The following is a 25,292-nucleotide window of genomic DNA, read 5'->3' on the forward strand; positions in this document are numbered from 1 at the left end:
GCGCGCATCGCTGGAACACGATCGAACCCGCCCCAGCACCACAGCCCCTCCATCGAAAGGAAACCCCATGATCACGCTCCTGCCCTCCCCGATCTCCCGGCGCGCCTTCGCCACCGGTGCCCTGACCGCCGCCGTCGCCGCCACCCTGGCCGCCTGCGGCTCAGACTCCGGCAACCAGCTCAAGGGCGCGAAGAAGGACGGTGACACCGTCGTCATCTCCATCGGGGCCACCCCTCAGCCCCACGTCACGATGCTCACCCATATCAAGGACAACCTCCTGTCCGGCACCGGCATCGACCTGGACATCAAGGAGATCAACGACTACACGACGCCGAACATCAGCCTCAACGACGGCTCCATCGCCGCCAACTTCTTCCAGACGCCCAACTACCTCAAGCAGCAGATCGAGGAGCACGGCTACGACTTCGTGTCCATCGCGGACGTTCACGTGGAGCCCATGGGCATCTACTCCAAGAAGGCCACCACGATCGAGGAGATCCCCGAGGGCGGGCAGATCGTCCTCAACAACGACCCGGCCAACACCGCCCGCGGCTTCAAGCTGCTCGAGGCCGCAGGCCTCCTCACCCTCGACCCCGCCGCCAAGCTTCCCACCGACTCCGATGTGACTGACAACCCGCACAACTTCAGCTTCACGACGGTCGACGGCGCCCAGGTCGCCAATACGATGCAGGACGCCGCCGCCGTGGTCCTCAATGGGAACTACGCCCTCGACGCCGGGCTCACGCCCGCTGTCGACGCCCTGAAGCTCGAGTCCGTCGACGCCGCCCCGGCGAACCAGCTCGTGGTGCGCTCGGAGGACAAGGACAACGCGTCCCTCAAGAAGCTCGCCGAGATCATGAACTCCGCGGGCTTCAAGTCCTACATCGAGAGCACCTGGGCCGACGGCTCCGTTCGCCCGGCCTTCTGATCGCCTTGCCCGGGTCCTCGGCCTCACCGGGTCCGCGGTTCCCCGGCCCCGGCCTTCACTGACTGGTCCGGTCGCGCGCTCGCGCGACCGGACCAGTCAGTTCGCTGTGGAAGTGCTCTGGTCACTGCCCCAGGGGCGGCGACCATCGTGCATGGCCACGAGAATAGCAACCGAACCGTGATGATCCGGCGATGGCCTCCCCGACATGGTCGTTGCGGGGTGTGAGGCTGCGGATGCCGAGGCGGGTATCACCGTCGCCGCGATCCGTTCACGGGATCGGCGAATGGGGCGACGAGCCCACTATCAGAGGTGCGATGTGCGGATCCGCGCCCTGTCCGGTGGTTTCAATCCACGATGCCGTAGAGGCGGTCCCCGGCGTCGCCCAGGCCCGGCACGATGTAGCCCAGCTCGTTGAGGCGGTCATCCACCGCGGCCGTCACCACCGTGACATTCGCGCGGTCCCCGATGGTCTCCTCCAGGTATGTCAGGCCCTCCGGCGCCGCCAGCAGGCACAGGGCCGTCACATCCCGCGCGCCCCGGTCCAGCAGGTAGTTCGTGGCGTCCGTGAGTGTGTGGCCGGTGGCGAGCATCGGGTCGACGATGAAGCACTGGCGCCCCGAGAGATCATCCGGCAGGCGGTTGGCGTAGGTGTCCACCTCCAGGGTCTGCTCATCGCGCTTCATCCCCAGGAACCCCACCTCGGCCGTGGGCAGGAGGCGCGTCATGCCCTCCAGCATTCCCAGGCCCGCCCGAAGGATCGGCACGACGATCGGCCGCGGCGCCGCGATCCGGTGGCACTGCGCCATTGCCACCGGTGTGGCGATCTCCACCGGCTCGGTGCGCACATGGCGCGTCGCCTCATAGGCCAGCAGAGTGACGAGCTCGTCCACGAGCTGGCGGAACACCGCCGAGTTCGTCGTCCGGTCCCGCAGGACCGCCAGCTTGTGATCGATGAGGGGGTGGTCGACGTCGATGAGATGCATGGGATCAGCCTACGGCGCTCGGGGCGCCGGCGCGGCTGCTGCGGGGCCCGGTTCAGGCGTTGCCCAGATAGTCCAGCCAGCTCTCGTAGTGGTCCAGCACGTCGTGGGCCACCTGGTCCGCGGTCCAATCCATGACGTCGTAGCCCTGGCCGCCGCCGCGCGGGCGCACTTCCAGTCGCACCGTGAGGTCATCCGCCTCATGGACGACGACGCCGAAGGCCGCCACCGGGGCCTGCACCATCCGAACCACGTAGCGGAAGGAGTCGAGCCCGCTGGAGCGCTCAACCGCGGGCGCCACTGTTCCACCCTCCGCCGCGCCCTCGGAGGTCGGGGTCACGGCCAGCTCGGCGGCATTCTCGCCATAGCCGGCCTCGGGCCCCGCTGTGACCAGGAGGGTGGCGCGGCCCAGGAAGTTGCGCTCGTCGTCGGGGTCCTGCGCCTCCGGACCCTCCACGTACACCTCGGCTACCAGGTCCTCCTTGCGCAGCTCAGCGGCCACCGCCTCCAGGGCCGGCACGATCCTGGTGCCCAGGGCGCGCTGGGCCTGGGCGGGGGAGACCGACTCGAAGGTGTGCGACAGCCGATCCCGCCACGAGATGCGCTTGAGGCCCGCGGCCGTGCCCGTCAGGCCCAGCGCGCGGTTCCGGAAGACGTGCGAGCGGGCATCGCGGTGGCTCGCCTCCGTGTACAGCGCCTTCCACAGCCCGTACATGACCAGCAGTAGAACAGCGCTGAAGGGCAGTGCCATGACGATCGTCGCCTGCTGGAGGATCGGGATGCCGCCCGCCAGCAGCATGGCGATCGTCAGCACGCCCACGAGCACCGCCCAGAAGATCCGCAGCCACGGCCGGGCGTCGCCCTCATCCCCGGTGTGCGTGCGCGTGGACAGATTCGCCATCACCAGGGCGCCCGAGTCCGCCGAGGTCACGTAGAACAGGATCCCGATGAACAGCGAGAGCGCCACCAGGGCGGGGCCCCCGGGAAGGGCCTTGAGCAGCGCGTAGAAGCCCTGCTCCGGGGCGGAGGCCGTGAGCTCGGTGAAGGCCCGGTCGCCGCCCCGCACAATGGACAGGGCGTGATTGCCGAAGATCGACACCCACATGATGACGTAGGTCAGCGGCAGCGCCAGCGAGCCGAGCACGAACTGGCGGATCGTGCGGCCGCGCGAGATGCGCGCCAGGAACACCCCCACGAAGGCGGCCCACGTGATCCACCACGCCCAGAAGAACAGGGTCCAGCCGTTGAGCCACTCGGCGGGGCGGTTCCAGGCGTAGGTCTCCAGGGTCAGGCCCGGGAACGAGGTGACATAGTCGCCGATCGAGCCCACCAGCGCATCCAGCAGGAATGCCGTGTCCCCCGTGATCAGCACCCACAGCGCCAGGGCGATCGCCAGCAGGACGTTGATGTTCGAGAGCATGCGCACCCCCCGGTCCACTCCCGAGACCGCCGACGCCGTCGCCATGAGGACTGACAGCGCCACGAGCCCGATCTGGGCCGCTGTGCCCTGCGGGATGCCGAACAGGATCGTCAGCGCGACATTCAGCTGGACGATCCCCACACCGAGGGAGGCCGCGATCCCGATCGCACCGCCGATGAGTGCGGCCGCGTCCACGACGTCGCCGAGGATCCCATCCGTGCGGTGGCCCAGGATCGGGCGCAGCGTGGCGCGAACCGCGAGCGGCTGGCGGCGCCGGTAGGCGAAGTAGGCCAGTGACATCCCCAACAGGGAGTACAGGCCCCAGCCCGACACCCCGTAGTGGAGGAGGGTCAGGACGATCGCGTTGCGGGCGGCCTCCTCGGTCTCGGGAGCCCCCGTGGGCGGCGCGAGGTACTGGGAGACGGGCTCGGCGACGGCGAAGAACATGATCCCCGTGCCCACGCCCGCCGCGAAGAGCATCGCCGCCCAGGAGAACGTGGAGAACTCCGGGGTGGAGTTGGAGGGCCCCAGCCGCGTGGTGCCGTAGCGCGACAGCGCCAGGAAGACGACGAACACGAGGACCGCCGTGATCTCCAGGATGTAGAACGAGCCGAACCAGCGCGACGCCCAGGCGACGGCGGTGTCGAAGATGCCCTGGATGGTGCGCGGGACGAGGATCGCCGTGAGAGCGAGGGCGCCGATGACTCCTCCCGAGATCACGAACACAGTGGTGTTGAGGCTCTTGTCAGGGGCCCCTTCGGAGTCGTTGGCCCCGGGGGAGTCCTGGGGTGTGAGAGGGGGTCGATCCGTCTGAGTGCTCACTTGCTGTCTCCTTCTCCCCGAGTCCCAAAGGCGTCACGTCTGTAGGTCATTCACCCTCCCGATGCTGGGAGGATCCTGGGAATGGCAGATCGGAGCGATGACGGTCCGAGGTGGCGGCGATGGGAGCACCGCCGTCGAGGGGGCGGGGCGGCGCGGGCAGCGCGAGCGGCGATCGCGCGCCGGCGGGTCCTGCGGCTTGTGGGAGGCTTGGGGCGTGACCGATCCATCCTCGCCCACGCCCCGCGCCCTCGCCGGGGCCGCTTCGGGCGCCCGGTGCCCGGCGCTCCTGGAGGAGCGCTACGGCGCCGCGATGGACCGCGCACTCGCCCTGGCGGAGGGGGCCGCGCGGGCCGGGGAGGTGCCCGTGGGCGCCGTCGTCCTGGATGCCGGCGGCGAGGTCCTCGCCGGGGCGGCCAACGCCCGCCGAACCGAGTGCGACCCGACCGCCCACGCCGAGATCCGGGCCCTGCGCGCCGCCGGGAAGGTACTGGGCGACTCCCACCTGGACGGCTGCTCGCTGGTTGTGACGTTGGAGCCCTGCACCATGTGCGCCGGCGCGATCCAACTGGCGAGGCTCGCCCGCGTGGTGCTGGCCGCCTGGGAGTCGCGCACCGGGGCCTGCGGCTCGATCCGCGACGTGCTGCGCGACCCCCGGGCGAACCATCGGGTAGAGGTCGTCGCCGGGCTGCGTGCCGAGGCCTCTGCCGCCCTCCTCCAGGACTTCTTCGCCCCCCGCCGCTGAACCTCTCTCATTTCGTCGAGACCGGTCGAAAACAGCATCGAAACCGGGCGGTTCTCCACAGGCGGGCGCGTAGCATTAGCGTGTGCGCCTTGGTGGATAAGGGCAGGGCGGTCGGCGAGCGGCAGAGGAGAGTTCAATGAGCGGCGAGATGACCCTCCAGGCCTTCCTGGACCATGTCGACGCCGGCAGGCCGGTGTGCCCTGGAACTCCCGAGGGCGCCTTCCAGGGCGCCTTCGCCATCGAGACGCAGCGCCTCACGGCCGAGCTCAACTCCGTTTTCCACGATCCCGACGGGATCCGCGATCTGCTGTCCCGGATCGCCCACCGCCCGGTGCCCGAAACACTGCGGCTCTTCCCGCCCTTCACCACCGACTTCGGCGCCAACACCCACTTCGGCGACGACGTGTTCATCAACTCCGGGTGCCGCTTCCAGGATCAGGGCGGCATTTGGATCGGCGATCGCTGCTTCATCGGGCACGACGTCGTCATGGCGACCCTCGATCACGGCCTCGCCGTCGTCGACCGCGCCACCACCTACCCCGCCCCCATCCGGCTCGGAGACGATGTCTGGGTCGGCGCCAAGGCCGTCATCACCAAGGGCGTGACCGTGGGTGACGGGTCGGTCGTCGCCGCGGGCGCCGTCGTCACGCGGGATGTGCCCGTGGGCGTCATCGTCGGCGGAGTCCCCGCCGTGGTTCTGCGCGAGATCCCGGCCTCCTGAGGCCGCCCGCCGCCCATCGAGACCGGTCGAAAATAGGAGCGAGACCGGTCCGCCGACCGGTCTCGCTCCTATTTTCGACCGGTCTCGCGCAGGGGAGGGTGAGGGAGGTCGCAGGGGCGGTCGGTTGGGCCGGAAGCTCACGTGCGTGTACCCTCGACGCCTGAGGTAGCGTGTCCGAGCGGCCGAAGGTGCAGATCTCGAAAGTCTGTGTGGTTCATAGCCACCCTGGGTTCGAATCCCAGCGCTACCGCCAGTAAGTGAGGGCTCCGATCCGCGTGATCGGGGCCCTCATTCGTGGCTCGTCGGGCGCTTTGCGCTGGTCGTGCTCCGCACCCAGTGGTGCCGTCTGCGCCCAGAGCGGCGCCAGCGGCTCACACGTACTGGCGCGCCTGGTTGACCGCCTCCATCCCGTAGCCGCCGCCGAAGAGGAACACGTGGATCATGAGCATGTGCAGGCGGTGCAGTCCCACCCGCTCGCGCCACCCGGCGGCCAGCGGTGAGACCTCGTTGTAGGCCCCGATGATCCGCGTGAGATGCGACTGCCCGAACATCCCCAGCGCTGCCAGATCTGTCTCCGCATGCGCGCCCTGCGCCATCGGGTCGATGAGGACGCCGACATCGCCCGGCAGGCCGCCGCTCGAACCCGAGCCGGCTGCCGCCGCTCGCGCCGTGCCCCCGGTCAGCCGCGGCCCGAGCCCCGTGCCCGACGGCGCCCAGTCGGTCTCCCCGACCGGCACCCACAGCACGTTGCCGCACCACAGGTCCCCATGCGTGCGGGAGACCGCGCGCGCCTGCCCCCGCGCCGCTGCCCCCGCCTCGACGAGCGCCGGCTGCGGGGAGTCGAAGACGCCGTCGGCAAGCCGCGAGCAGACCCTGTCCAGCACCCGCGCGCCCCTCTCGCTCAGCGCTCCGGAGTCCCGGCAGTCGGCGATGTAGGCGCCAATGCGGTCCTCGGCGTAGAAGGCTCCCCACGGTCGGCTGATGACCGCCGGATCGGAGGAATCATGGGGACGCAGCCGGATGCGCGAGCGCCCCATTTGCCCGATGCCGTCCCATCCCGGGGGAGATGCCCCGAAGAACGGGGCGCCCGCTGCGTGGGTGACCGCCAAGGCGCGGCCGAAGGCCTCCGCGGCCTCGGCCGTGGTGCCCCCGTGGCTGAGCCGCGGCTCCTCGATCCATCCCTCGCCCTGCGTCACCGGGACGACGTGCGCGCCGCCGTCGGGCATCGCCTCGGCGAGCCAGTTCAGGCCCTGCGCCTCCACCGCCGTGGAGACCGGCCCCTCATCAACCTTGCGGAACACGCTCGCGCTCATGGGGCCAGCCTGGCACGCCCGGGCACCGACGCGCAGCAGGCCGGCGCGAGGCGGGCAGTCCCCGCTCAAGCCCCGGCGCCGCGCCCTGCAGGCTGCGAGCGCGGCGGAGTCGCGAGTCGGGGCGCTCCGTCCTCAGGCCCGGGAGCGGCGCCGCCCCGTCCCTCGAGTCGCCGGGGCGGACCACGGGTCCTCCGGCCAGGCGTGCTTCGGGTAGCGCCCGCGCAGCTCGGCGCGCACCTGGGGGTACCCCTGGGCCCAGAAGGAGGCGAGGTCATCCGTCACCGCGACGGGCCTGCGCGCCGGGGAGAGCAGGTGGATGAGCACCGGGACCCGCCCACCCGCCACGCGCGGCGTGCTCGCCCAGCCGAAGCACTCCTGCACCCGCACCGCCAGCACCGGGCGGGGCAGTGACTCGCCGTCGTCGCCCGTATAGGCCAGACGGACATGCGAGCCGGACGGCACCTCCAGGCGCTCCGGGGCGAGCTCATCGAGCCGCGCCGCCTCGGGCCACGGAAGGAGCGACCGCAGCGCGGCCAGCGTGTCCAGTCTCCGCAGAACGAAGCGCCCGCCGCCCGCCATGAGCGCCTGGACGGCCGGTCCCAGCCACGTCTCGGCAGCGTCCACCAGCGATTCGTCGTCCATCGCCGGCCAGGGCTCGCCGATCTCGGTGCTCAGCAGCGCCAGGCGGCCGCGCAGTTCACGCGCCCCGTCGCTCCAGGGCAGGATTCCCAGGCCCTCCTCCCGTACTGCCCGGGCGACGGCGCTCGCGGCCTCGTCCGGGCTCGGCGGCGGGCCGGGAGCGGTGGCCAGGACGATCGCACCGAGGCAGCGGGCGCGCTCCGTGCGCAGGCGGACATCAGCCCACACGGTCCGGGCCTCCTCGCTGAGCCGATCCGCGGCGACGGCGAGGGCCACCTCCTCGTCAAGAGGGGCCGCCGCCCGGATGAGGGCATCGCCGCAGCCCGGGGAGCGGTCGACGTCGGCCACCGCCAGCCAGCGCGAGGAGGCGAGTGGGGAATCCGCCGGCAGACGCAGGCCCGTGCCACCCACGCTCGCGTAGGCGCCCTCCGCCCGCGCCCGCCCGGGGATGGGGCCGACGGGACGCGAAGAGCCACCGGGCGCGGCCTGACCGGTCGAGCCCGCTGGACCGGCTGAGCCCGTCGAGTCGCGGCGACGCGCGATCCACTCGGGGTGGGCCAGCGCCGCCACCAGCGCAACCGATTCCTCTGCGCCGCCCAGTCCGCCCAGTCCGCTGAGCCTGTCGAGGCCGCCAAGAGCCCGGGCGCCGTCGGTCCCCGGAGTGCTCAGGGCACTGAAGTGGCCCGGGGCGCGCAGCGCCTCCTGGGCACCCGCCGCCGCGCCCGAGCCCCTCGCGGCCCCCGCGTCGGCGAGCGCGCGCATGACCGATCGCTCAAGACGCGCGGCCTCCTGGCTCCACTGCCAGGCGTTCCGCGCGCCCGTCCGGCGCTCGCGGACCGACCTCGCCAGCGCCGTCAGATCCGCTCCCGGCGCCCGCAGGTCAGAGGTGAGGAGCGCCGCGGCGCGAGCGGCTGGCCGAGCCCCGATCATGCCCGCCGCCACGAGAAGAGCCCGGGCCTGACGCGCCGGCGCCGGGATCGCCGCGACAGCCCGGCCCAGCGGGGTGATCGCGCCCATGCCCGGTGCCCGGCCTCCATCGGTGTCGATGTGGTCGTCTCCCACGTCGCCGCCCCTCCCACTGGGCTCAAGCAGCCCGAGTGAGACCAGTGCCTCCTCGGCGGCCCGCATCGCCGCCGCCGGCGGTGGATCGATCCAGGCCGGCGAGTGCAGCCCCACCCCGCCGGGGGCGCCCCAGGCCGCCAGCTCCAGGGCGAGCCCGGTGAGGTCGGCGGACAGGATCTCCGGGGTGGGGGAGGCCGCTGCGCGCGCCCAGTCCGAGGCCGTGCAGCACCGGTAGACCGCGCCCGGCCCCTCGCGGCCGGCGCGCCCCGCCCGCTGAGCCCCCGCCGACCGCGACTCTCCCACCGTGGTCAGCCAGCTCATCGAGCGGGCGACGTCGAGGCGCGGCTCGCGCGCGAGCGTCGAGTCGACGACGATCCGCACCCCCGGCACGGTCAGCGAGGACTCGGCGACATTCGTCGACACGATCACCCGACGCCGCCCCGGCGGGCTCGGTGCCAGTGCCGCGTCCTGCGCCGCCGCGGGAAGCCGCCCGTGCAACGGCAGCACATCCGCTCCTCCCGCGCTGCCCCCGGCCCCCGGCGGGCTCTGGCGCAGGCGGGTGACGACGTCGTCGACCTCCCGCGCGCCGGGGAGGAAGACGAGAACATCGCCGTCGTGCTCCGCCAGCGCCCGCACCGTGGTCGCGGCGATATGCGCGAGAAAGTCCCTCGGCACCCCGCGCGGGCCCAGCCGCGCCGTGGTCGTGGGCGGCGGCGCCCAGTGCTCGGTGATGGGGTGGAGCGCGCCGGGCACATCGAGCAGCGGGGCGAGCGCTCCGGCCTCCCCCGCTCCGCCGCCGGCGCTCTCGACGCCCGTGCCCCCAGTCGCCCCGCCGAGCAGCTCGCGCAGACGATCCGCGTCCAGCGTCGCCGACATCGCGATGAGGGTGAGGTCCTCACGCAGCCCCGCGCGCGTATCGAGCAGCAGTGCGAGGAGGAGATCGGCGTCGAGCGCCCGCTCATGGACCTCGTCGAGGATGACGGCGCCCACGCCCGGCAGGTCCGGCTCGGTCTGGAGGCGGCGCAGGAGGAGGCCCGCCGTGACGACCTCGATGCGGGTGTCCGGCCCGGTGCGGCGCTCTCCGCGCACCGCGTAGCCGACGGTTCCTCCGGCCTCCTCGCCCAGCAGGTCGGCCAGGCGCCGCGCGGTGGCCCTGGCGGCCACGCGGCGCGGCTGGGTGACGATGACGCGCCCGACGGCCCCGCCCTCCCCGGCCTCGAAGAGCGCCCGCGCCACGAGCGGCGGCACGAGCGTGGTCTTGCCCGTTCCGGGAGGGGCCGTGACGACGAGGGCCGGCGCCCCGCCGTCGGGAGCGGGGGAGGCCAGCATGGAGCGCAGCCGCGACAACCCGGCGACGACGGGGAGGGCGGGCGGCGAGGCCAGGAGCGCCTCGAGGGCGGCCTGCCCGGGTGCGCCCGGACTCGTGCGATTGGCCGGTGTCATGGGGGCATTGTCCCCCAGGGCGCCCCGCGGACTCGGCCGCAGCCTCGCGCCGCTCCGCGCGCTCGCGTGCCCCGCCAGTCGGTCAACTCGATCGAGAAGGGGAAATGCGATCCCTCCCTGCCGCCGGCTTTGATCAGCGGTCCGCCCGGCGGCACGGCGGCGACGGGTCTCATAGGGTCCTGACAGCGTGAACGGGTAGGCTGGACCCGGAGCACTCGGAGACAACCGGAGGGAGACCCCGTGGCAACGTCCCCCGCCGCCGGAACATGGGACGAGGACCCCGCAGGCGCCTCCATCGTTCTCGCCACGGGCCGTGCCCGCCACGACCTGCTCGTCATCGCCGAGCCCGCGCTCCTGACCGACCTCGACGACGCCTGGGGGCGCCCGTCCTCCCGCGTCCGCCTCTCCTTCCTCCCCGGTGTCTCCGCGCCCGGCTCCTCGGGTCAGGAGGACTCCCTCATGTCCTACGACCGCGGGGGTCTCGGCGTGCTCGTCGCCCGCGGCCGCACCTGCCTGTTCGAGGGCCGCGCCGCCCGCCGCACCACCGCCTTCGCCCGCATCGCCGCGGGCGCCGGCGTTCGCGCCGCCCTCCTCGTCGGTCGCGCCTCCTCACTGGGATCCCAGCAGCTCGGGGACCTCCTCGCCATGGGCGACCACCTCAACCTCTCCGGCACCCCTCTCTTCCCCGCCACCGGCCCCGTCGAGGCCACCTGGGATGAGCCCCTCACGGAGGTCGTCGCCGGTGTCGACGGCGTCAGCGGCAGCGCCGTCGCCGCACTCGTCCCCGGGCCGGTGCGCCCCGGCCGCGCCGAGGCCGCGGTCCTCGGGGGGCTCGGCGCCGACGTCGTTGTCATGGATACGGTCGCCGAGGCCATGGCCCTGGCGGTGCGGGGGGTCAAGGTAGCGGGCCTGCTCTACGTCGATTCGATCGCGGGCGCGCCCCCGCGCCCGGGCTCGGGCCGTCGTAGCGCCGCCCGGGCGGCGGGCCGCCGCGCCGCCGTCACCCCGCCGGTCGGGATGCCCGTGGCTCACAGGCCCGCGCCGGTCGTGATCTGCGACGTCATCGAGGCCGCTCTGGCCACTCTGGGCTGATCCGCGGGCTTAGCGCAGGGGGCGCCTCCGGCCCGTGGGCGGCCGCCAGTCAGTCCCGGGCGAAGTGCTCGAAGAAGCGGGCGATGATCCGGCCCGCCACGTGCTCCCCGCCGCGCACGACGCGCAGGAGCTCGTCGACCTGCCCGGGATGCCCGTAGCCGGCGTCGGTGTAGATGCTTATGCGCTGGGCGAAGCGGTCGGCATCGAGCTCGGGATTGAACTGGGTGCCGTAGACCGAGGAGCCCACCCGGAGCATCTGCACGGGGCAGTCTGGGGAGGAGGCGAGCAGCACGGCGTGCTCGGGCACGCCCACGGCGCCCTCATGGTGCCCCACGAGCACGGTGAAGGAGGGCGGCATCCCCTCCAGGAGCGGGTCGTGGCGCCCCTCCTCGGTGAGGAACACCTCCGCTGTGCCCAGGGTCTGACCGAACTCGGCCGACGTGGCCGTGCCGAGGTGGGCGGCCAGGACTTCCAGGCCGAACCCGGTGGCCAGGACGGGAACCCCCTTGGTCAGGGCGACGGCGATCAACTCGCTCACCTGCTCCTCGATGCGCAGCTGGGAGCGGCTCTTGGAGGCCTCGGGCGTGGAGACGTTGTAGGGGCTTCCGCCGATGAGGACGCCGGAGACGTCCTCGGCGTTGAAGGAGCCGAGGAAGTCGACCTCCTCGAGCAGCACATGGGTCAGGTCCGCGCGATCGATCCGGCCCAGGGACAGGAAGGACTCGTACTCGTCCTCGGCGGCGCTGATCTCGGGACGCGTCGATACCATGATGAAGGGCTTCATGCGATCCACCCTAGGCCAGGCCTCGCTACGGGCAGATGTCATGGCCGCTGCCCGAACGGGCGGGGCCCGTGCTCGGGCGCGCTCATCCTGCGGTCGCCACGATGGCCACGAGGATCCACAGCTGGAGGACGGACGCCGTTGCCCCCACGACGATGGCCAGGCGCGCAAGCGTCCGGCCGGTGCCGTAGGAGCGCCGCAGCCGCCGGAGCGCCCAGATGCCCAGGCCCGCGGCGGCCAGCCCCACCAGGGGGATGAAGGAGAGGATCGCGCACAGGAGCGCCGCCGTGGCGACGCCGTCGGTGCGCACCGGGGGCGCCTGGTAGCCGGGTCCGGAGAGGATCTGCGTCGGATCGAGGGACTCGGTTCCCGGGAACGGGGCGCGCGGCGAGGCCATGGCAGTATCCTCACCCCGGCGGGCCGCCGCCCGCATCCTCTTGGCGGAGGAACCCGCGAGCGCCCCCGAACCCACGGGAGGCGACGCCGCTAGTCCTTCCCCAACCCGCGACAGGAGAAGCGCAGTGCCCTCATCGCCCCTATCGTCCTCATCCCCGCTCTTCCGGGGCTGGTCCCTCCATGGGGACGGACGATCCATCAGGCCCGGCGCCGTCGTCACCGCCTCGGAGCGCCTCTCATGGCCGCGCACCGTCGGCATCGGCATGCAGCACATCGTCGCCATGTTCGGCGCGACCTTCCTCGTGCCCCTCCTGACCGGCTTCGACCCGGCGACGACGCTGTTCTTCACCGGACTGGGCACTCTGCTGTTCCTCGTGGTGACCTCCGGGCGCCTGCCCTCCTACCTGGGATCCTCCTTCGCCCTCATCGCGCCGATCGCCGCCGTCACCGGCTTCGACGCCAAGAGCGGGGCGCCCCTCGACCAGGCCAGGGCCTCGCTCGCACAGGGCGGCATCATCATGGCGGGCGTCTCGCTGCTGCTCATCGGCGCCATCGTCCATGTCGCGGGCGTGACCTGGATCGATCGTCTCATGCCGCCGATCGTCACCGGCGCCATCGTCTCCCTCATCGGATTCAACCTGGCTCCCGCTGCCTGGAGCAATGTCAGGACCGCGCCGGTGACCGCCGTCGTCACCATCGTGGCGATCCTGCTCATCACCGTCCTGTTCAAGGGCATCATGGGGCGACTGGCGATCCTGCTGGGCGTGCTCGTGGGCTACGCCACCGCGATGGTCCGCGGCGAGGTGGACTACTCCGCCATCGACGCCGCTGGCTGGGTGGGCGCCCCGCACTTGCGCGCCCCGTCCTTCGACCTCAGCCTCATGGGCCTGTTCGTGCCGGTCGTGCTCGTCCTCATCGCTGAGAACATCGGCCACGTGAAGTCCGTCTCCGCGATGACCGGGGAGAACCTGGACGGCCTCACCGGTCGCGCCCTCATCTCCGACGGCCTGTCCACGATCCTGGCCGGGGCCGGCGGCGGCTCGGGAACCACCACCTACGCCGAGAACATCGGTGTCATGGCCGCCACCCGCGTCTACTCCACCGCCGCCTACGTCGTCGCCGCCATCGGCGCGCTGGGCCTGTCGATGCTGCCGAAGTTCGGCGCCCTCATCAACACGATTCCCGCAGGCGTGCTCGGCGGCGCTGCCACGATCCTCTACGGCATGATCGGCATGCTCGGCGTGCGCATCTGGGTGCAGAACCGCGTGGACTTCTCCGACCCGGTCAACCTCAACACCGCCGCCGTCGCGATGGTCGTGGCGATCGCCGACTACACTTGGGTCATCGGCGATATGACCTTCTCCGGGATCGCGCTGGGCTCCGGCGCCGCGATCGTCGTCTACCACTCCATGCGAGCCATCTCGAAGGCGCGGGGCACGAGCCTCGAGGAGGTCTCGCCCGCCTCCGCGCCCGCGGGCACCGAGTTGGAGGGCCCCGCCTACTCCCGGCGCAGCGTCAAGAAGCAGGCCACGATCCGCGCTGCCGGTCCGGGCCCCGAATAAGAGCTCCCCGGCCCCGTGCCATCAACGACTTCGCGCCGTCGTCCGCAGTAGTCCTGCGAGCGACGGCGCGAATCCGCTGGGGGCTGCTCGCGTGCGTGCGGAGCGGCTCAGTGGACGGTGGCCACCGGCTCCTCGGGGGCCACGGATGTGCAGGATGATGGCGCCTTGATCGACTCCCCGGCGGTGAGCTCGCCTATGGCATTGGGGGACATGAGGCCGGAGGTGTAGTCGGTGCCGATGATCACGGAGACCGAGGTGTCGGTGGGGTCCCGATTGGTGTCGAGCAGGACGATGACGATGCCGTTGAAGGCGCGCGCCAGGGAGTAGGCGTTGGTGAGCCCCGCGCGGGATGTGGAGATAGCGACATCGCCGTTGTAGTCGCCGTTGGGCCAGTCGGAGCGCTCGAGGATCGTCATGCCCGCCCGCTCCAGGGAGTCGCCGACGACGCCGGCCAGCCCCGCGTTCTGGGTGCCGTTGTAGACCCTGACCTGGATGGTGGTGAGGTCCACCGTGGTCGCCCCGGCGGGTGGGCAGGGCTGGGCGACGGAGGTCGCGGAGGCCTTGGGATCGGCTGAGAAGCCCGGGTCGTAGGAGGGGAGCAGCCCCGTGTGCACGCCGATGCTGGTCACGAGGACGATGGCGAGGGCAACCAGCACCGAGCCGATGACGACCTTCTGCCGGTGCTGAAGGTGTCGACGGTACTCAGATCGAGGGTCCGAAGCGCTCATGCTCCCCAGACTAATGGACCGGTGCCAGGAGCGAGGGCTGTGGCCCATGATAGTGGGTGGTCCGCTACGTGGCGCGGGGAGTCGATCAGGCCGGCGGGGGCGGTGCCAGGAGCGGGCGCCCTGAATCGTCGAGTTCCAGGATCCTGCCGTGGATGATGGTGCGCCCGTGGAGGGCCGCGCGCAGGGCACGGTGCAGGCCCGTCTCCAGGTAGAGGCCGCCGCGCCAGGACACGATATGTGCGAACAGATCCCCGTAGAAGGTGGAGTCCTCATCGAGCAGATCGCGCAGGTCGAGGGTGGCGCGAGTGGTGATGAGCTGGTCGAGCCGCACTTGGCGGGGGGCGATCGTCGCCCACACGCGTTGCTCCCTCGCCCCGTGATCGGGGTAGGGCGCGGACTCCCCCACGGCCTTGAAGATCACGGCCTCATGCTAGCGGTTGATCCGGGGGCGCGTTCGGCATGACAGGAGCCCGCGGCCCCGAGTGGCGATTCCCGGGGCCGCGGGCCCTTCGTTCATGAGGCTGATCGACTTCCCCCGGTTCCCATGACAGGGGAGGAGGCAGCCTCCTTCGTCGAAACGACCGGCACGGGCTCCCTAGGACCCTTGCCGGCCTCGATGCCTCTCGGGTCAACGGGTTCCCCAACCCTCGCGTCGCGCATCGTCCGACGGTGAGGCCATTGAACCCATGTCACCTGAAAGAAACCTGAAGGCATGCCTGGGCGCGCCCGGGGTGTGGCGCGGCCCCGGCTCCATGGAGTGGCGGGCATCACTGGGGGGTGGGAATGCCTTGAGGTGCTCAGGGGTTGAGTCAGTCGGGCTCAAGACAAGCGGTTGGGAAGTTGACAATGACTGACTCAATCACAATCCTTGAGCGCATACGACTCAATCAGGGGCCCATGCCCCGCAAGCCCACGAGCATCAAGGAGCGCCACATGGCACGCGCCGTCGGAATCGACCTCGGAACCACCAACTCCGCCATCGCCGTCCTCGAGGGCGGCGAGCCCACCATCATCCCCAACGCCGAGGGCGGCCGCACCACGCCCTCCGTCGTCGCCTTCTCCAAGTCCGGTGAAGTCCTCGTCGGCGAGGTGGCCAAGCGCCAGGCGGTCACCAACGTCGACCGCACTATCTCCTCCGTCAAGCGCCACATGGGCACTGACTGGACCGTCGACATCGATGACAAGAAGTACACCGCCCAGGAGATCAGCGCCCGCATCCTGGCCAAGCTCAAGGCCGACGCCGAGGCCTACCTCGGTGAGAGCGTCACCAACGCCGTCATCACCGTCCCGGCCTACTTCAACGACGCCGAGCGCCAGGCCACCAAGGAGGCCGGCACCATCGCGGGCCTGACCGTCGACCGCATCGTCAACGAGCCCACCGCCGCGGCTCTCGCCTACGGCCTGGACAAGGGCAAGGAGGATGAGCTCATCCTCGTCTTCGACCTGGGCGGCGGCACCTTCGACGTCTCCCTGCTGGAGGTCGGCAAGGACGAGGATGGCTTCTCCACCATCCAGGTGCGCGCCACCAACGGTGACAACCGCCTGGGCGGCGACGACTGGGACGCCCGCATCGTCGACTGGCTCGTCAAGCGCGTCAAGGACTCCTCGGGGGTCGATCTGTCCAAGGACAAGATCGCCATGCAGCGCCTCAAGGACGCCGCCGAGCAGGCCAAGAAGGAGCTCTCCAGTGCGATGAGCACCAACATCAACCTGCAGTACCTGTCCATGAGCGAGGCCGGCCCGATCCACCTCGACGAGCGCCTCACCCGCGCCCAGTTCCAGGACATGACCGCGGACCTGCTTGAGCGCACCAAGATCCCCTTCCACAACGTCATCAAGGACGCCGGCGTCTCCCTGTCGGAGATCGACCACGTCGTCCTCGTCGGCGGCTCCACCCGCATGCCGGCCGTCTCCGACGTCGTGCGCGAGCTCACCGGAGGCAAGGAGCCCAACAAGGGCGTCAACCCGGACGAGGTCGTGGCGCTGGGCGCCTCCCTGCAGGCCGGTGTCATCCAGGGTGACCGCAAGGACGTCCTGCTCATCGACGTCACCCCCCTGAGCTTGGGCATCGAGACCAAGGGCGGCGTCATGACCAAGCTCATCGAGCGCAACACGGCCATCCCCACCAAGCGCTCGGAGACCTTCTCCACCGCCGAGGACAACCAGCCCTCCGTGCTCATCCAGGTCTACCAGGGCGAGCGTGAGTTCGCCCGCGACAACAAGCCGCTGGGCACCTTCGAGCTCACCGGCATCGCCCCGGCCCCCCGCAGCATCCCGCAGATCGAGGTCACCTTCGACATCGACGCCAACGGCATCGTCCACGTCTCCGCCAAGGACCGCGGCACCGGCAAGGAGCAGTCGATGACGATCTCCGGCGGCTCCGCGCTGCCCAAGGAGGACATCGACCGCATGGTCAAGGAGGCTGAGGCGCACGCCGCCGAGGACAAGAAGCGCCGCGAGGAGACTGAGACCCGCAACCTCGCTGAGCAGCAGGCCTACTCCATCGAGAAGCTCCTGAACGAGAACAAGGACAAGCTGCCGGCCGAGGTCCACGACGAGGTCAAGACCGCTGTCGACGATCTCAAGAAGGCCCTGGAGGGCACTGACGCCGAGGCGATCAAGACCGCCCAGGAGAAGCTGTCCAGCGTCTCCCAGAAGATCGGCGAGGCCCTCTACGCCTCCGAGCAGGCGGCCCAGGCCGACTCCGGCGCGGCGGGCGCTTCCGCCGGTGCCGCCGGTGCCTCGGCCGGCGATGAGGACATCGTCGACGCCGAGATCGTCGACGAGGAGTCCAAGTGAGTGCGGGCCCCAGCGCTTCCGAGGGCGACGGCGCGGACTGCGAGCCCATCGACCCGAGCCTCGCCGAGGCGGTCGAGTCCGCCTTCGACGGCGTCGACCTCGACACCGCCCCGAGTGGCACCGCCCGGGCGGCGGGTGATGACGAGGGCGCCGGGCGCCTCGAGCAGGAGGCGCAGGACCAGCCCGATCCCTTGGCCGAGGCCAGGGCCGAGAGTGCCCGCCTGACCGACGAGCTCGCCCGCGCCCGCGCGGACCTGTACAACCTCCAGCAGGAGTACCAGGGGTTCGTGCGCCGCTCTCGCGAATCGGTGGCGGCCTACCAGGAGGCCGGCGCCGCCGGCGTCGTCGAGGCCCTCATCCCGGTCCTCGACGAGGCCGAGCTCGCCCGCCAGCACGGCGACCTCACCGGTCCCTTCGAGACCACGGTCACCAAGCTCGAGACGATCCTGGGGGACAAGTTCGCCCTGGAGCGCTTCGGCGCCGTGGGCGAGACCTTCGACCCCACCATCCACGAGGCCCTCATGGCGGTGGAGTCCACCGAGGTCGACGAGCCGACGATCGCCCTCGTCCTCCAGCCCGGCTACCGTCTCGGCGAGCGGGTCGTGCGGCCCGCCCGCGTGCAGGTCTCCAACCCGGCCTGACCCAGCAGCGCCGGGCGGGACTGGTGGCGTGGGTCCGGCCCGAACGGGCACGCGCCACCAGCCGGGCCCCGCTCGCCCCGCCCGGCGGGGCGAGCGAGAACAAGTGCACAGCCGCAAGGAACGAACTAACGACCACCCCAGTGAGGAGGAGGTGACCCATGGCCAGCCAGGACTGGATGACCAAGGACTTCTACGCGGTCCTCGGCGTCGCCAAGGACGCCGACTCCGCGGCCATCAAGAAGGCCTACCGCAAGCTCGCCAAGCACTACCACCCCGATCGCAATCCCGACGACGCCGTCGCCGCAGAGCGCTTCAAGGAGGTCGGCGAGGCCTACGCGGTCCTGTCCGACGCCAAGGAGCGTGAGCAGTACGACGCTATCCGCAACATGACCGGCGGCGGTGCCCGGTTCACCGCCGGGGGCACCGGCGGCGGGGGCGGCTTCGAGGACATCCTTTCCTCCATGTTCGGCGGGGGCGGCAATGTCCGCTTCTCCACCGGCGGCACCGAGCCCGACCTCGACGAGCTTCTGCGCATGTTCGGCGGTACGCCCAGCCCTACCCGGCGCAATGGCCGCCCTGGCGCCTTCAACTTCGGGGGCTTCGGCGGTGCGCCAGAGGCCACCAAGGGCTCCGACGTCATCACCAGCGCGACGCTGTCCCTGCGCGATGCCGTGGCCGGCGCCACTGTCGAGCTCACCGCGGACAAGCGCACCATGACCGTGCGCATCCCCGCCGGTGTCCATGACGGCCAGAGGATCCGCCTGGCCGGCAAGGGCCGCCCCGGCAACCACGGGGGGCCCAACGGGGACATGATCGTCACGATCTCCGTGGCCAAGCACCCCGTCTACTCCATCGATGGCGCCAACCTGCGCATGGACCTGCCCGTCTCGCTGGCCGAGGCCGCGCTCGGCGCCGACGTCGAGGTCCCGCTCCTCAACGGGTCCCACAAGAGGGTCCGCATCAAGCCGGGGACGCCCTCGGGGACCGTCCTGCGGATCCCCGGCGCGGGCATCGCCACTGCCAAGCACACGGGCGACCTGCTCGTCACCGTCGAGGTCGCCGTGCCGAAGAAGCTTTCGAAGAGCGCCAAGAAGGCCCTTCAGGACTTCGACGCCGCTATGGAGGGCACCGATCCGCGCGCCACGCTGAGGGCTGAGGCCGCAAGATGAACGCCCGGCGAGCCTCGCGCGCCACCGGCCAGAGCCTTGACTTTCTCGCCGAGGACGCGGCCGACCGCGCCGTCTACGTCATCTCCGTGGCTGCCGAGCTCGCCGGCATGCACCCCCAGACCCTGCGCCAGTACGATCGCCTCGGACTCGTTCGCCCTGCTCGGACCCCCGGGCGGGGGAGGCGCTACTCCCACCACGACGTCGAGCGGCTGCGCCGCATCCAGGCTCTCAGTCGGGAGGGCGTCAACCTGGAGGGCATCGCCCGCATCCTCGCCCTCGAGTCCCGCGTGGAGGGCCTGGAGGACGAGAATCGGCTCCTGCGCCTCCGGCAAGCCGCCTTCGAGAGGGTCTTCGCCGCGGCCGCCGACGGAGAGGTCCAGGTAGTCCCCTCCAGGGGAGGGCGCCCCATCCGGGTCGAGCGGCAGGTGCCGGGCGCTCTGGGCCGATGAGGCGCCGCCCTCGGGAGACGATCGTCCGCCCGGGAGGATTCCCGCCTCAGGAGAGGAGCCTCGTGCCCGTGTTCACAGGCGCTCCTCCCGGTGCTTTGCGGACCGTCATGCCCCGTCCTGCCGACGATCTTGTAGTCTGATGCGGTCCCCCATATCAAGGAGATCCCACGATGTCTCAGCCGATGACCCCCGGCCCGCCCTATCACCGGCAGTCAGCGCCCTCCGCCCCCGGTGCCCCCGGCGGCTATCAGGCCCAGTACCAGCATCCCCAGCCGGCGCAGTACGCTCCGGGCCAGCAGATGCCCGGTCAGCCGGCCCCGGCCAGGCCCGCGGGCGACTCGATGCTCAGCGCCCTGTTCAACGGCTCCGTCGGTTTCGCGGGCAAGCACGCCCACCAGATCTTCCTTGTCGCGGCCCTGTGCTACGGGGGTGGCTGGCTGCTCGACGTCATCACCGGGCTGGCCATCACTGCGGGAATCGAATACGGGGCATCCGCGGCCTGGATGCGCTTCCTGTTCTCCACGCTCCTGGGCGACGGTGCCCGCGTCCTCGCCCAGCTCCTCCTGTTCCGCCTGATCCTGGAGATCGCGCGTCACCTATCCCTCAGGGGCCCACAGGATTGATCTGAGCGGGAGCTGACCATCGGGATCCCCTATGAGTGAGGGTGCCCCGTCTGCAACCCAGCGGTTGAGCGTTTCCTGAAGCGGTTCCTCCTCGTGGACGAGATGTCCGCTCCCCTCCTGAGAGAAGAATGCCCCCATGCCCTCCCATTTCCACCCCGCTCCCTCAGGAGGTAACGCCGTGACCAACCGCCCCGCTTTGGCCGTGCGTTTCCTGTCCCGCTACCTCTTCGCCGCCGGTGCGATCTCCCTGCTCTACAGCACGCCGCTGTTCTCCGTGCCGGTGGTCGGTGAGGCCATAGGCTTCATCCTCACGTGGCTCATCCCCCTGCCGATCGTCGACTGGGTCTCAGGAGTGCTCCTGCTCCTGCTGGGCTCGGGCATCGCCCGGCGCAAGCGCGCGGCGTGGATCATTATGGTCATCGGCCTGGGCTTCAGCCTGCTCGTCTTCTCCGGTCTGATCGCCTCCGTCTTCCTGGCCCCGGCCGAAGTCGTCGCCGAGGAGTCGGCTGATGTCGTCCTCGAGGGGGCTCCGGCTGATGTCGTCCTCGCCGAGGAGTCCCCCTGGATGCTCGTCGTCAACGTGCTCATCCTCGTGGCACTGCTCATCATCCTGTTGCTCCGACGGCGGGATTTCACGGTGCGCTCGCCGCGCGGCAATGGGGGGCGCGCCGTCCTGGTCCTGGTCGTGAGCTCCGTCATCGTCCTCCAGCTCGGTATCCTCGGCTCCTTCCTATACGGGGGATTCGGCATCAGGCAGGCCAAGAGATTCATTATCGAACTCCTCAGTGATCCCGATGCCTCATCGCCCGTGCCGGACTGGCTCTTCGCTCTTGTCGGCCTGGGGCTCGCTCTCAGCCTCCTCGCCGCCGTCGCGGTCATGCTGCGCTCCCAGCGCAGCGAGGCGCGCCTGAGCGTCGACGAGGAAATGCGGGTGCGCGAGCTCCTGGCCGCCAGCCCGAACGACTCTCTCGGCTACTTCGCCACCCGGCGGGACAAGTCGGTCTTCCTGCGCGAGCACGGCGGTGTCGTCTACCGAGTCGGCCTGGGTGTGGCTCTCGCCTCCGGCGATCCCCTTGGTGACCCCGCCGGCTGGTCTGCTTCCGCCCTGGCCTTCAAGCGCCATGCTGAGTCCTACGGCTGGGTGCCCGCCGTGATCGGCGCCTCCGAGGCCGGCGCCCGGGCCTACACCGAGGCTGGGCTGCACGCTCTGCGGCTGGGCGATGAGGCCGTGCTGTCCACCGCGAGTTTCGGCATCAACAACCTGCCGGAGGTGCGCCGTGCCGTGGTCAAGCTCACCGGGCTCGGATACACCACCCGCATCCGGCGCCACCGCTCCATCCCCGACTCCGAGCTGGAGCACTTATTCCGCCTGGCCGGGCACTGGCTCGACGGCGAGCCCGAGCGCGGCTTCTCCATGGCGTTGGGCCGCTTCGCCGACCCCTCCGACGGCGAGTGCCTCATGGTGGAGGCGCTCTTCCCCGAGGGCGATGAGCGTGGGGAGATCGCCGGCCTGCTGTCCTTCGCCCCCTGGGGCGCCGATGGCGTCAGCCTCGATCTCATGCGCCGCCATCCCCGGGTGGATAACGGCATCACCGAGCTCATGGTCGCCGCGCTCATGAACGACGGCCGCGAGCTCGGCATCCATCGCGTCTCCCTCAATTTCGCCGTGTTCCGCTCGGCTTTCACCGAGGGCTCCCGGATCGGTGCAGGCCCCATCCAGCGGCTGTGGCGGCGCGTCCTCCTGTTCGCCTCGAGATGGTGGCAGCTCGAGGCCCTCTACCGCTCCAACGCCAAGTACGACCCCGAATGGGTGCCGCGCCTCATCTGCTACCCCGAGCCCAGTGATTTCACCCGGGTCGCCGCGGCCATGGCCGTCGCGGAGGGCTTTGTCAACGTGCCCCGATGGCTCTGCCCCGTCCCCGATCAGGATCAGCGCAGTGCGGAGGAGTCCGCCCTCCTCCTCGCCACCACCGCCGGTTCGACCGTCGCTCGTCCGGCGCCCAAGCCCTCCGACCAGATCGTGGGCCGTGCTGCCGCGCGCGCGGCCATGCTTGCGGACGGCATCGATCCCTACCCCGCGTCGGTGACGGTTGACGCCGCCTGCGCCACCGCCGAGGGAACCTGCTCCGTGGCCGGGCGAGTGCTGACGATCCGCGATCACGGCGGTGTCATCTTCGCCACCCTGCGCGACGCCAGTGGCGACATTCAGATCCTCCTGGAGACCGAGCGCGTCGGCGACGAGGCCCTCGCCTCCTTCCGGCGCCTGGTGCGCGGCGGTGATCAGATCGCCGTCACCGGCACCATCGGGATGTCGCGCACGGGAACGCGCAGCCTGCTCGCCGTCTCCTGGATGATGACCTCCAAGGCGCTGCGCCCCCTGCCGGACAAGCGCCGGGGCATCCAGAACCCCGAGGCCAGGGTCCGCCTGCGCCATGTGGACCTCATCGTCAATCCGCGTCAGCGCGCCATGGTGCGGTCCCGCTCGGCCGCCATTCAGGCCGTGCGCTCCACACTGCTGGGGCGCGATTACCTGGAGGTCGAGACTCCGATCCTCCAACCCGTCCACGGCGGTGCCAACGCTCGCCCCTTCCGCACTCATATCAATGCCTATGACCTTGGGCTCTACCTGCGCATCGCCCCCGAGCTCTACCTCAAACGTCTCATGGTGGGCGGTCTGGAGAGGGTCTTCGAGATCGGGCGCAACTTCCGCAACGAGGGCGCGGATAGCACCCACAACCCCGAGTTCACGATGCTGGAGGCCTACCAGGCGCACGCCGACTACAACGTCATGAAGGACGTCATGCGGGACATGATCATCGCTGCCTCCCGGGCCGCCACCGGATCGACGATTGTGCGCGGCAGCGTCGACGGCGTCGAGCACGAGATCGATCTCGCCTCGCCCTGGCGAACCGTCACCATCGCCGAGGCCGTCTCCGCCGGGCTCGGCGAGGAGGTCGGTACTCAGACCTCGGTGGCCGAGCTGCGCCGCCACGCGCAGGGCGTCGGCATGCCATACGACCCCAAGTGGGGGTGGGGGATGCTGATGCAGGAGCTCTACGAGCACCTGGCCGAGGGCACGACGGTGGAACCGACCTTCTTCTCCGACTTCCCGGCCGATACTTCGCCGCTGACCCGCCAGCATCGGCGCGACGCGAGGCTGGCCGAGCGCTGGGACCTCATCATCTTCGGCTCGGAGGTTGGCACCGCTTACTCCGAGCTCGTCGACCCCGTCATCCAGCGCGAGCGGCTTACTGCGCAGTCCCTGGCCGCCGCAGGGGGGGACTTGGAGGCAATGGAGCTCGATGAGTCGTTCCTCGCAGCCCTGGAGCAGGGCATGCCTCCCTCGGGCGGCCTGGGCATGGGCCTGGACCGGCTCGTCATGATGCTCACAGGCGCCTCTATCCGCGAGACTATCGCCTTCCCGCTGGTCAGGCCCGGACGATGAGCGGGCGGATCCTGGCGATCCTCGCCGTCGTCCTCTACAACACGTGGCTGGCCTGGCCCCTCAACGGCAGCCCCGACGCCCTCCTGGGATACGTCTCCGAGCTCGCCGCCGCCGACCAGCCCTTCCACGACTTCTTCCGCGCCGCCGACATCGCCGCCGCCGCCGTGTTCGCGGCGATCGCCCTCCTCGGCCGACGAGACTGGGCGGGGTGGATCGGCGCCCGCTGGAGTCAGCGTCTCTGCCTCGCCCTGCTCGGGGTGGCGGTCGGCACGGCCCTCGATGCGATCTTCAACCTGCCCTGCGCCGAGAGCAGGGACCAGGCCTGCGCCGCCGTGCCGAGCATGGGACGGCGGCTGCACGAGGCGGCCTCCGTTTTCACCTCGACGGCGCAGGTCGCCATGATCGTCATCGTCGCCCTGGCGCTCGCTGCCTGCAGGGGGTGGAACCGGCGGGTCCGGCAGGTGGTCTGGCTGGCCGCGGTGGTGACCGTGCTGCTGCTCATCAGCGTGGCGGCTCCCTACGTGCTCCCAGGCGCGCAGGGACCCGTCCAGATCGTGCAGATCCTCCTGTGCTCGCTCTGGATCGCCCACCTGGCGTGGCGCCTGCCTCGGGAGCAGCATGACTGATGCGCAGCGCCGCTGGGAGGGCCGGATCGCCGAGCACGCCGTCCACCGCCGCCCGGGATCCGGACCTGCCGTGCTCTTCCTCAACGGGTGCGGCATGGCCTCGGTGGCATGGGAGACCGTGGTCAAGGCCCTGCCGGGGCGCGCCATCATCGCCGTCGACCGTCCCGGACGATGCGGCGGCTCCGTCAATGAGGGTGCTCCCGACCTCCTCAGCGGGACACGGATCCTGGCCCGGATCATCGATGGTGATGAGCCGGTGATCATCGTGGCCCACTCCATGTCCTCCTTCCAGGCCGAGGCCCTGGCGCGTCTGCGCCCGGATGCGGTGGCGGGGATCGTGCTCGCCGACCCGGCAGTGGAGGTGGGTGTCCGCATCGGCCATCTGCGCCGCGCAGCGGCAAAGGCGCTGGCCGGCGCGGTGGGCGCCGCCCTCCGCCTCGACCCGCTGCGCGGCGCGGCAGCCGCCGTGGTCCGGTTCGGGATGCGGCGGGAGACCTCGCACCCGGAAGCGGTAGACGACCCGCTGTGGCGCGCCTGCCATGAAACTCGCGAGGCCTTGTCCGCCGCTGCCGCCGAGCTCGCGTCCTACAGCGCTCAGGCAGCCGATCTGACCGCGCTGCGCGATGAGCGGGGCGGGCCCGTGGCGGCCCCTGTGATCGTCCTGGAGGGCAGGCCCTTCCATTCCGACTACCAGGAGCAGGCTCTCGATACGGTCTTCTCCCGCTTGGAGATCCGGCGACTGCCGCAATCGCGGCACCTGATGATGCTCGACGCCCCCGAGGCGATCGTCCGTGCCATCAACGACTTGAGCGAGGGCGCCGTCCCCGCGCCGTGACGCGACGGCACGCGGCGAGCCTCTCGCACTACCGCACTGCACGTGTGGGGCCCCACGCGCATGGCGTGGGGCCCCA

General features: G+C 71.0%; 21 protein-coding genes and 1 tRNA gene. 14 read left to right on the forward strand and 8 right to left on the reverse strand.

Annotation, left to right across the window (positions count from 1 at the left end; translation table 11 throughout):
- The first annotated feature begins 67 nt into the window (after positions 1-67).
- Positions 68-928 (forward strand): MetQ/NlpA family ABC transporter substrate-binding protein, encoded by an 861-nt coding sequence (locus B6G06_RS00535; protein ID WP_240494068.1) that lies wholly within the window; start codon positions 68-70, stop codon positions 926-928.
- 344 nt (positions 929-1,272) lie between these two features.
- On the opposite strand, the gene upp is transcribed toward B6G06_RS00535, so the two are convergent.
- Together upp and betT are read right to left on the reverse strand one after the other, a co-directional pair.
- Positions 1,273-1,911: a uracil phosphoribosyltransferase gene (upp, locus tag B6G06_RS00540; protein WP_080462885.1), complete on the reverse strand. Its 639-nt coding sequence runs from the start codon at positions 1,909-1,911 to the stop codon at positions 1,273-1,275.
- Positions 1,912-1,963: 52 nt separating this feature from the next.
- On the reverse strand, positions 1,964-4,150 hold the full coding sequence (gene betT / locus B6G06_RS00545; protein WP_081170432.1) for a choline BCCT transporter BetT: 2,187 nt from the start codon (positions 4,148-4,150) through the stop codon (positions 1,964-1,966).
- 310 nt (positions 4,151-4,460) lie between these two features.
- On the opposite strand from betT, the gene B6G06_RS00550 reads away from it, so the two are divergent.
- From B6G06_RS00550 to B6G06_RS10160, 3 genes are all read left to right on the forward strand, one after another.
- Positions 4,461-4,892 carry a nucleoside deaminase gene (locus B6G06_RS00550; RefSeq protein ID WP_080462927.1) on the forward strand — a complete coding sequence of 144 codons (432 nt, stop codon included), beginning with the start codon at positions 4,461-4,463 and terminating at the stop codon, positions 4,890-4,892.
- Positions 4,893-5,028: 136 nt separating this feature from the next.
- Positions 5,029-5,613: a DapH/DapD/GlmU-related protein gene (locus tag B6G06_RS00555; RefSeq protein WP_125898860.1), complete on the forward strand. Its 585-nt coding sequence runs from the start codon at positions 5,029-5,031 to the stop codon at positions 5,611-5,613.
- Between the two features lie 164 nt (positions 5,614-5,777).
- Positions 5,778-5,866 (forward strand) — tRNA-Ser (locus tag B6G06_RS10160).
- Between the two features lie 118 nt (positions 5,867-5,984).
- Here the strand turns inward: B6G06_RS10160 and B6G06_RS00560 are convergent.
- Positions 5,985-6,926: a fructosamine kinase family protein gene (locus tag B6G06_RS00560; RefSeq protein WP_080462883.1), complete on the reverse strand. Its 942-nt coding sequence runs from the start codon at positions 6,924-6,926 to the stop codon at positions 5,985-5,987.
- Between the two features lie 132 nt (positions 6,927-7,058).
- A complete protein-coding gene (locus tag B6G06_RS00565) occupies positions 7,059-10,070 on the reverse strand; it encodes an ATP-dependent RNA helicase (protein ID WP_081170434.1) in 3,012 nt (1,003 codons plus the stop codon).
- Positions 10,071-10,310: 240 nt separating this feature from the next.
- Here B6G06_RS00565 and B6G06_RS00570 point away from each other — a divergent pair, with 240 nt between their 5' ends.
- Positions 10,311-11,162 carry a nucleoside phosphorylase-I family protein gene (locus B6G06_RS00570; RefSeq protein ID WP_080462881.1) on the forward strand — a complete coding sequence of 284 codons (852 nt, stop codon included), beginning with the start codon at positions 10,311-10,313 and terminating at the stop codon, positions 11,160-11,162.
- 49 nt (positions 11,163-11,211) lie between these two features.
- On the opposite strand, the gene B6G06_RS00575 is transcribed toward B6G06_RS00570, so the two are convergent.
- Both B6G06_RS00575 and B6G06_RS00580 read right to left on the reverse strand, forming a co-directional pair.
- The gene (locus B6G06_RS00575) at positions 11,212-11,946 is read right to left on the reverse strand and encodes a glutamine amidotransferase-related protein (RefSeq protein WP_080462880.1); all 735 of its coding nucleotides are present in this window, start codon (positions 11,944-11,946) and stop codon (positions 11,212-11,214) included.
- 82 nt (positions 11,947-12,028) lie between these two features.
- Positions 12,029-12,340 (reverse strand): DUF4190 domain-containing protein, encoded by a 312-nt coding sequence (locus B6G06_RS00580; RefSeq protein ID WP_095532497.1) that lies wholly within the window; start codon positions 12,338-12,340, stop codon positions 12,029-12,031.
- Positions 12,341-12,464: 124 nt separating this feature from the next.
- On the opposite strand from B6G06_RS00580, the gene B6G06_RS00585 reads away from it, so the two are divergent.
- On the forward strand, positions 12,465-13,901 hold the full coding sequence (locus tag B6G06_RS00585) for a uracil-xanthine permease family protein (protein WP_081170436.1): 1,437 nt from the start codon (positions 12,465-12,467) through the stop codon (positions 13,899-13,901).
- 107 nt (positions 13,902-14,008) lie between these two features.
- Here B6G06_RS00585 and B6G06_RS00590 read toward each other — a convergent pair whose 3' ends face one another.
- Both B6G06_RS00590 and B6G06_RS00595 read right to left on the reverse strand, forming a co-directional pair.
- Complete coding sequence (locus B6G06_RS00590) at positions 14,009-14,629, reverse strand: LytR C-terminal domain-containing protein (protein ID WP_158082832.1); 621 nt, start codon at positions 14,627-14,629, stop codon at positions 14,009-14,011.
- 85 nt (positions 14,630-14,714) lie between these two features.
- Positions 14,715-15,050 (reverse strand): antitoxin VapB, encoded by a 336-nt coding sequence (locus tag B6G06_RS00595; protein WP_080462877.1) that lies wholly within the window; start codon positions 15,048-15,050, stop codon positions 14,715-14,717.
- 512 nt (positions 15,051-15,562) lie between these two features.
- Between B6G06_RS00595 and dnaK the strand changes: the two genes are divergently transcribed.
- The 8 genes from dnaK to B6G06_RS00635 all read left to right on the forward strand — a co-directional run bounded on the left by dnaK (position 15,563) and on the right by B6G06_RS00635 (position 25,216).
- Complete coding sequence (gene dnaK / locus B6G06_RS00600) at positions 15,563-17,428, forward strand: molecular chaperone DnaK (RefSeq protein ID WP_080462924.1); 1,866 nt, start codon at positions 15,563-15,565, stop codon at positions 17,426-17,428.
- Entirely contained in the window at positions 17,425-18,069 is a 645-nt protein-coding gene (locus tag B6G06_RS00605) for a nucleotide exchange factor GrpE (RefSeq protein WP_081170438.1), read from the forward strand. Before dnaK ends, B6G06_RS00605 begins: the two co-directional genes overlap by 4 nt.
- A gap of 158 nt (positions 18,070-18,227) precedes the next feature.
- Positions 18,228-19,238 (forward strand): DnaJ C-terminal domain-containing protein, encoded by a 1,011-nt coding sequence (locus B6G06_RS00610; RefSeq protein ID WP_081170440.1) that lies wholly within the window; start codon positions 18,228-18,230, stop codon positions 19,236-19,238.
- Positions 19,235-19,687 carry a heat shock protein transcriptional repressor HspR gene (locus B6G06_RS00615; RefSeq protein ID WP_081170442.1) on the forward strand — a complete coding sequence of 151 codons (453 nt, stop codon included), beginning with the start codon at positions 19,235-19,237 and terminating at the stop codon, positions 19,685-19,687. Before B6G06_RS00610 ends, B6G06_RS00615 begins: the two co-directional genes overlap by 4 nt.
- 170 nt (positions 19,688-19,857) lie before the next feature.
- Positions 19,858-20,310: a hypothetical protein gene (locus B6G06_RS00620; protein WP_125898861.1), complete on the forward strand. Its 453-nt coding sequence runs from the start codon at positions 19,858-19,860 to the stop codon at positions 20,308-20,310.
- A 178-nt stretch (positions 20,311-20,488) separates the two neighbouring features.
- Positions 20,489-23,755: a bifunctional lysylphosphatidylglycerol synthetase/lysine--tRNA ligase LysX gene (gene lysX, locus B6G06_RS00625; RefSeq protein ID WP_081170446.1), complete on the forward strand. Its 3,267-nt coding sequence runs from the start codon at positions 20,489-20,491 to the stop codon at positions 23,753-23,755.
- Positions 23,752-24,381 carry a DUF998 domain-containing protein gene (locus tag B6G06_RS00630; RefSeq protein ID WP_081170448.1) on the forward strand — a complete coding sequence of 210 codons (630 nt, stop codon included), beginning with the start codon at positions 23,752-23,754 and terminating at the stop codon, positions 24,379-24,381. Before lysX ends, B6G06_RS00630 begins: the two co-directional genes overlap by 4 nt.
- Positions 24,374-25,216, forward strand: coding sequence for an alpha/beta fold hydrolase (locus B6G06_RS00635; RefSeq protein ID WP_081170450.1), 843 nt, complete (start codon positions 24,374-24,376; stop codon positions 25,214-25,216). Before B6G06_RS00630 ends, B6G06_RS00635 begins: the two co-directional genes overlap by 8 nt.
- The last annotated feature ends 76 nt before the right edge of the window (positions 25,217-25,292 follow it).

Source organism: Actinomyces gaoshouyii (assembly GCF_002076915.1).
Classification (GTDB): Bacteria; Actinomycetota; Actinomycetes; order Actinomycetales; family Actinomycetaceae; genus Actinomyces; species Actinomyces gaoshouyii.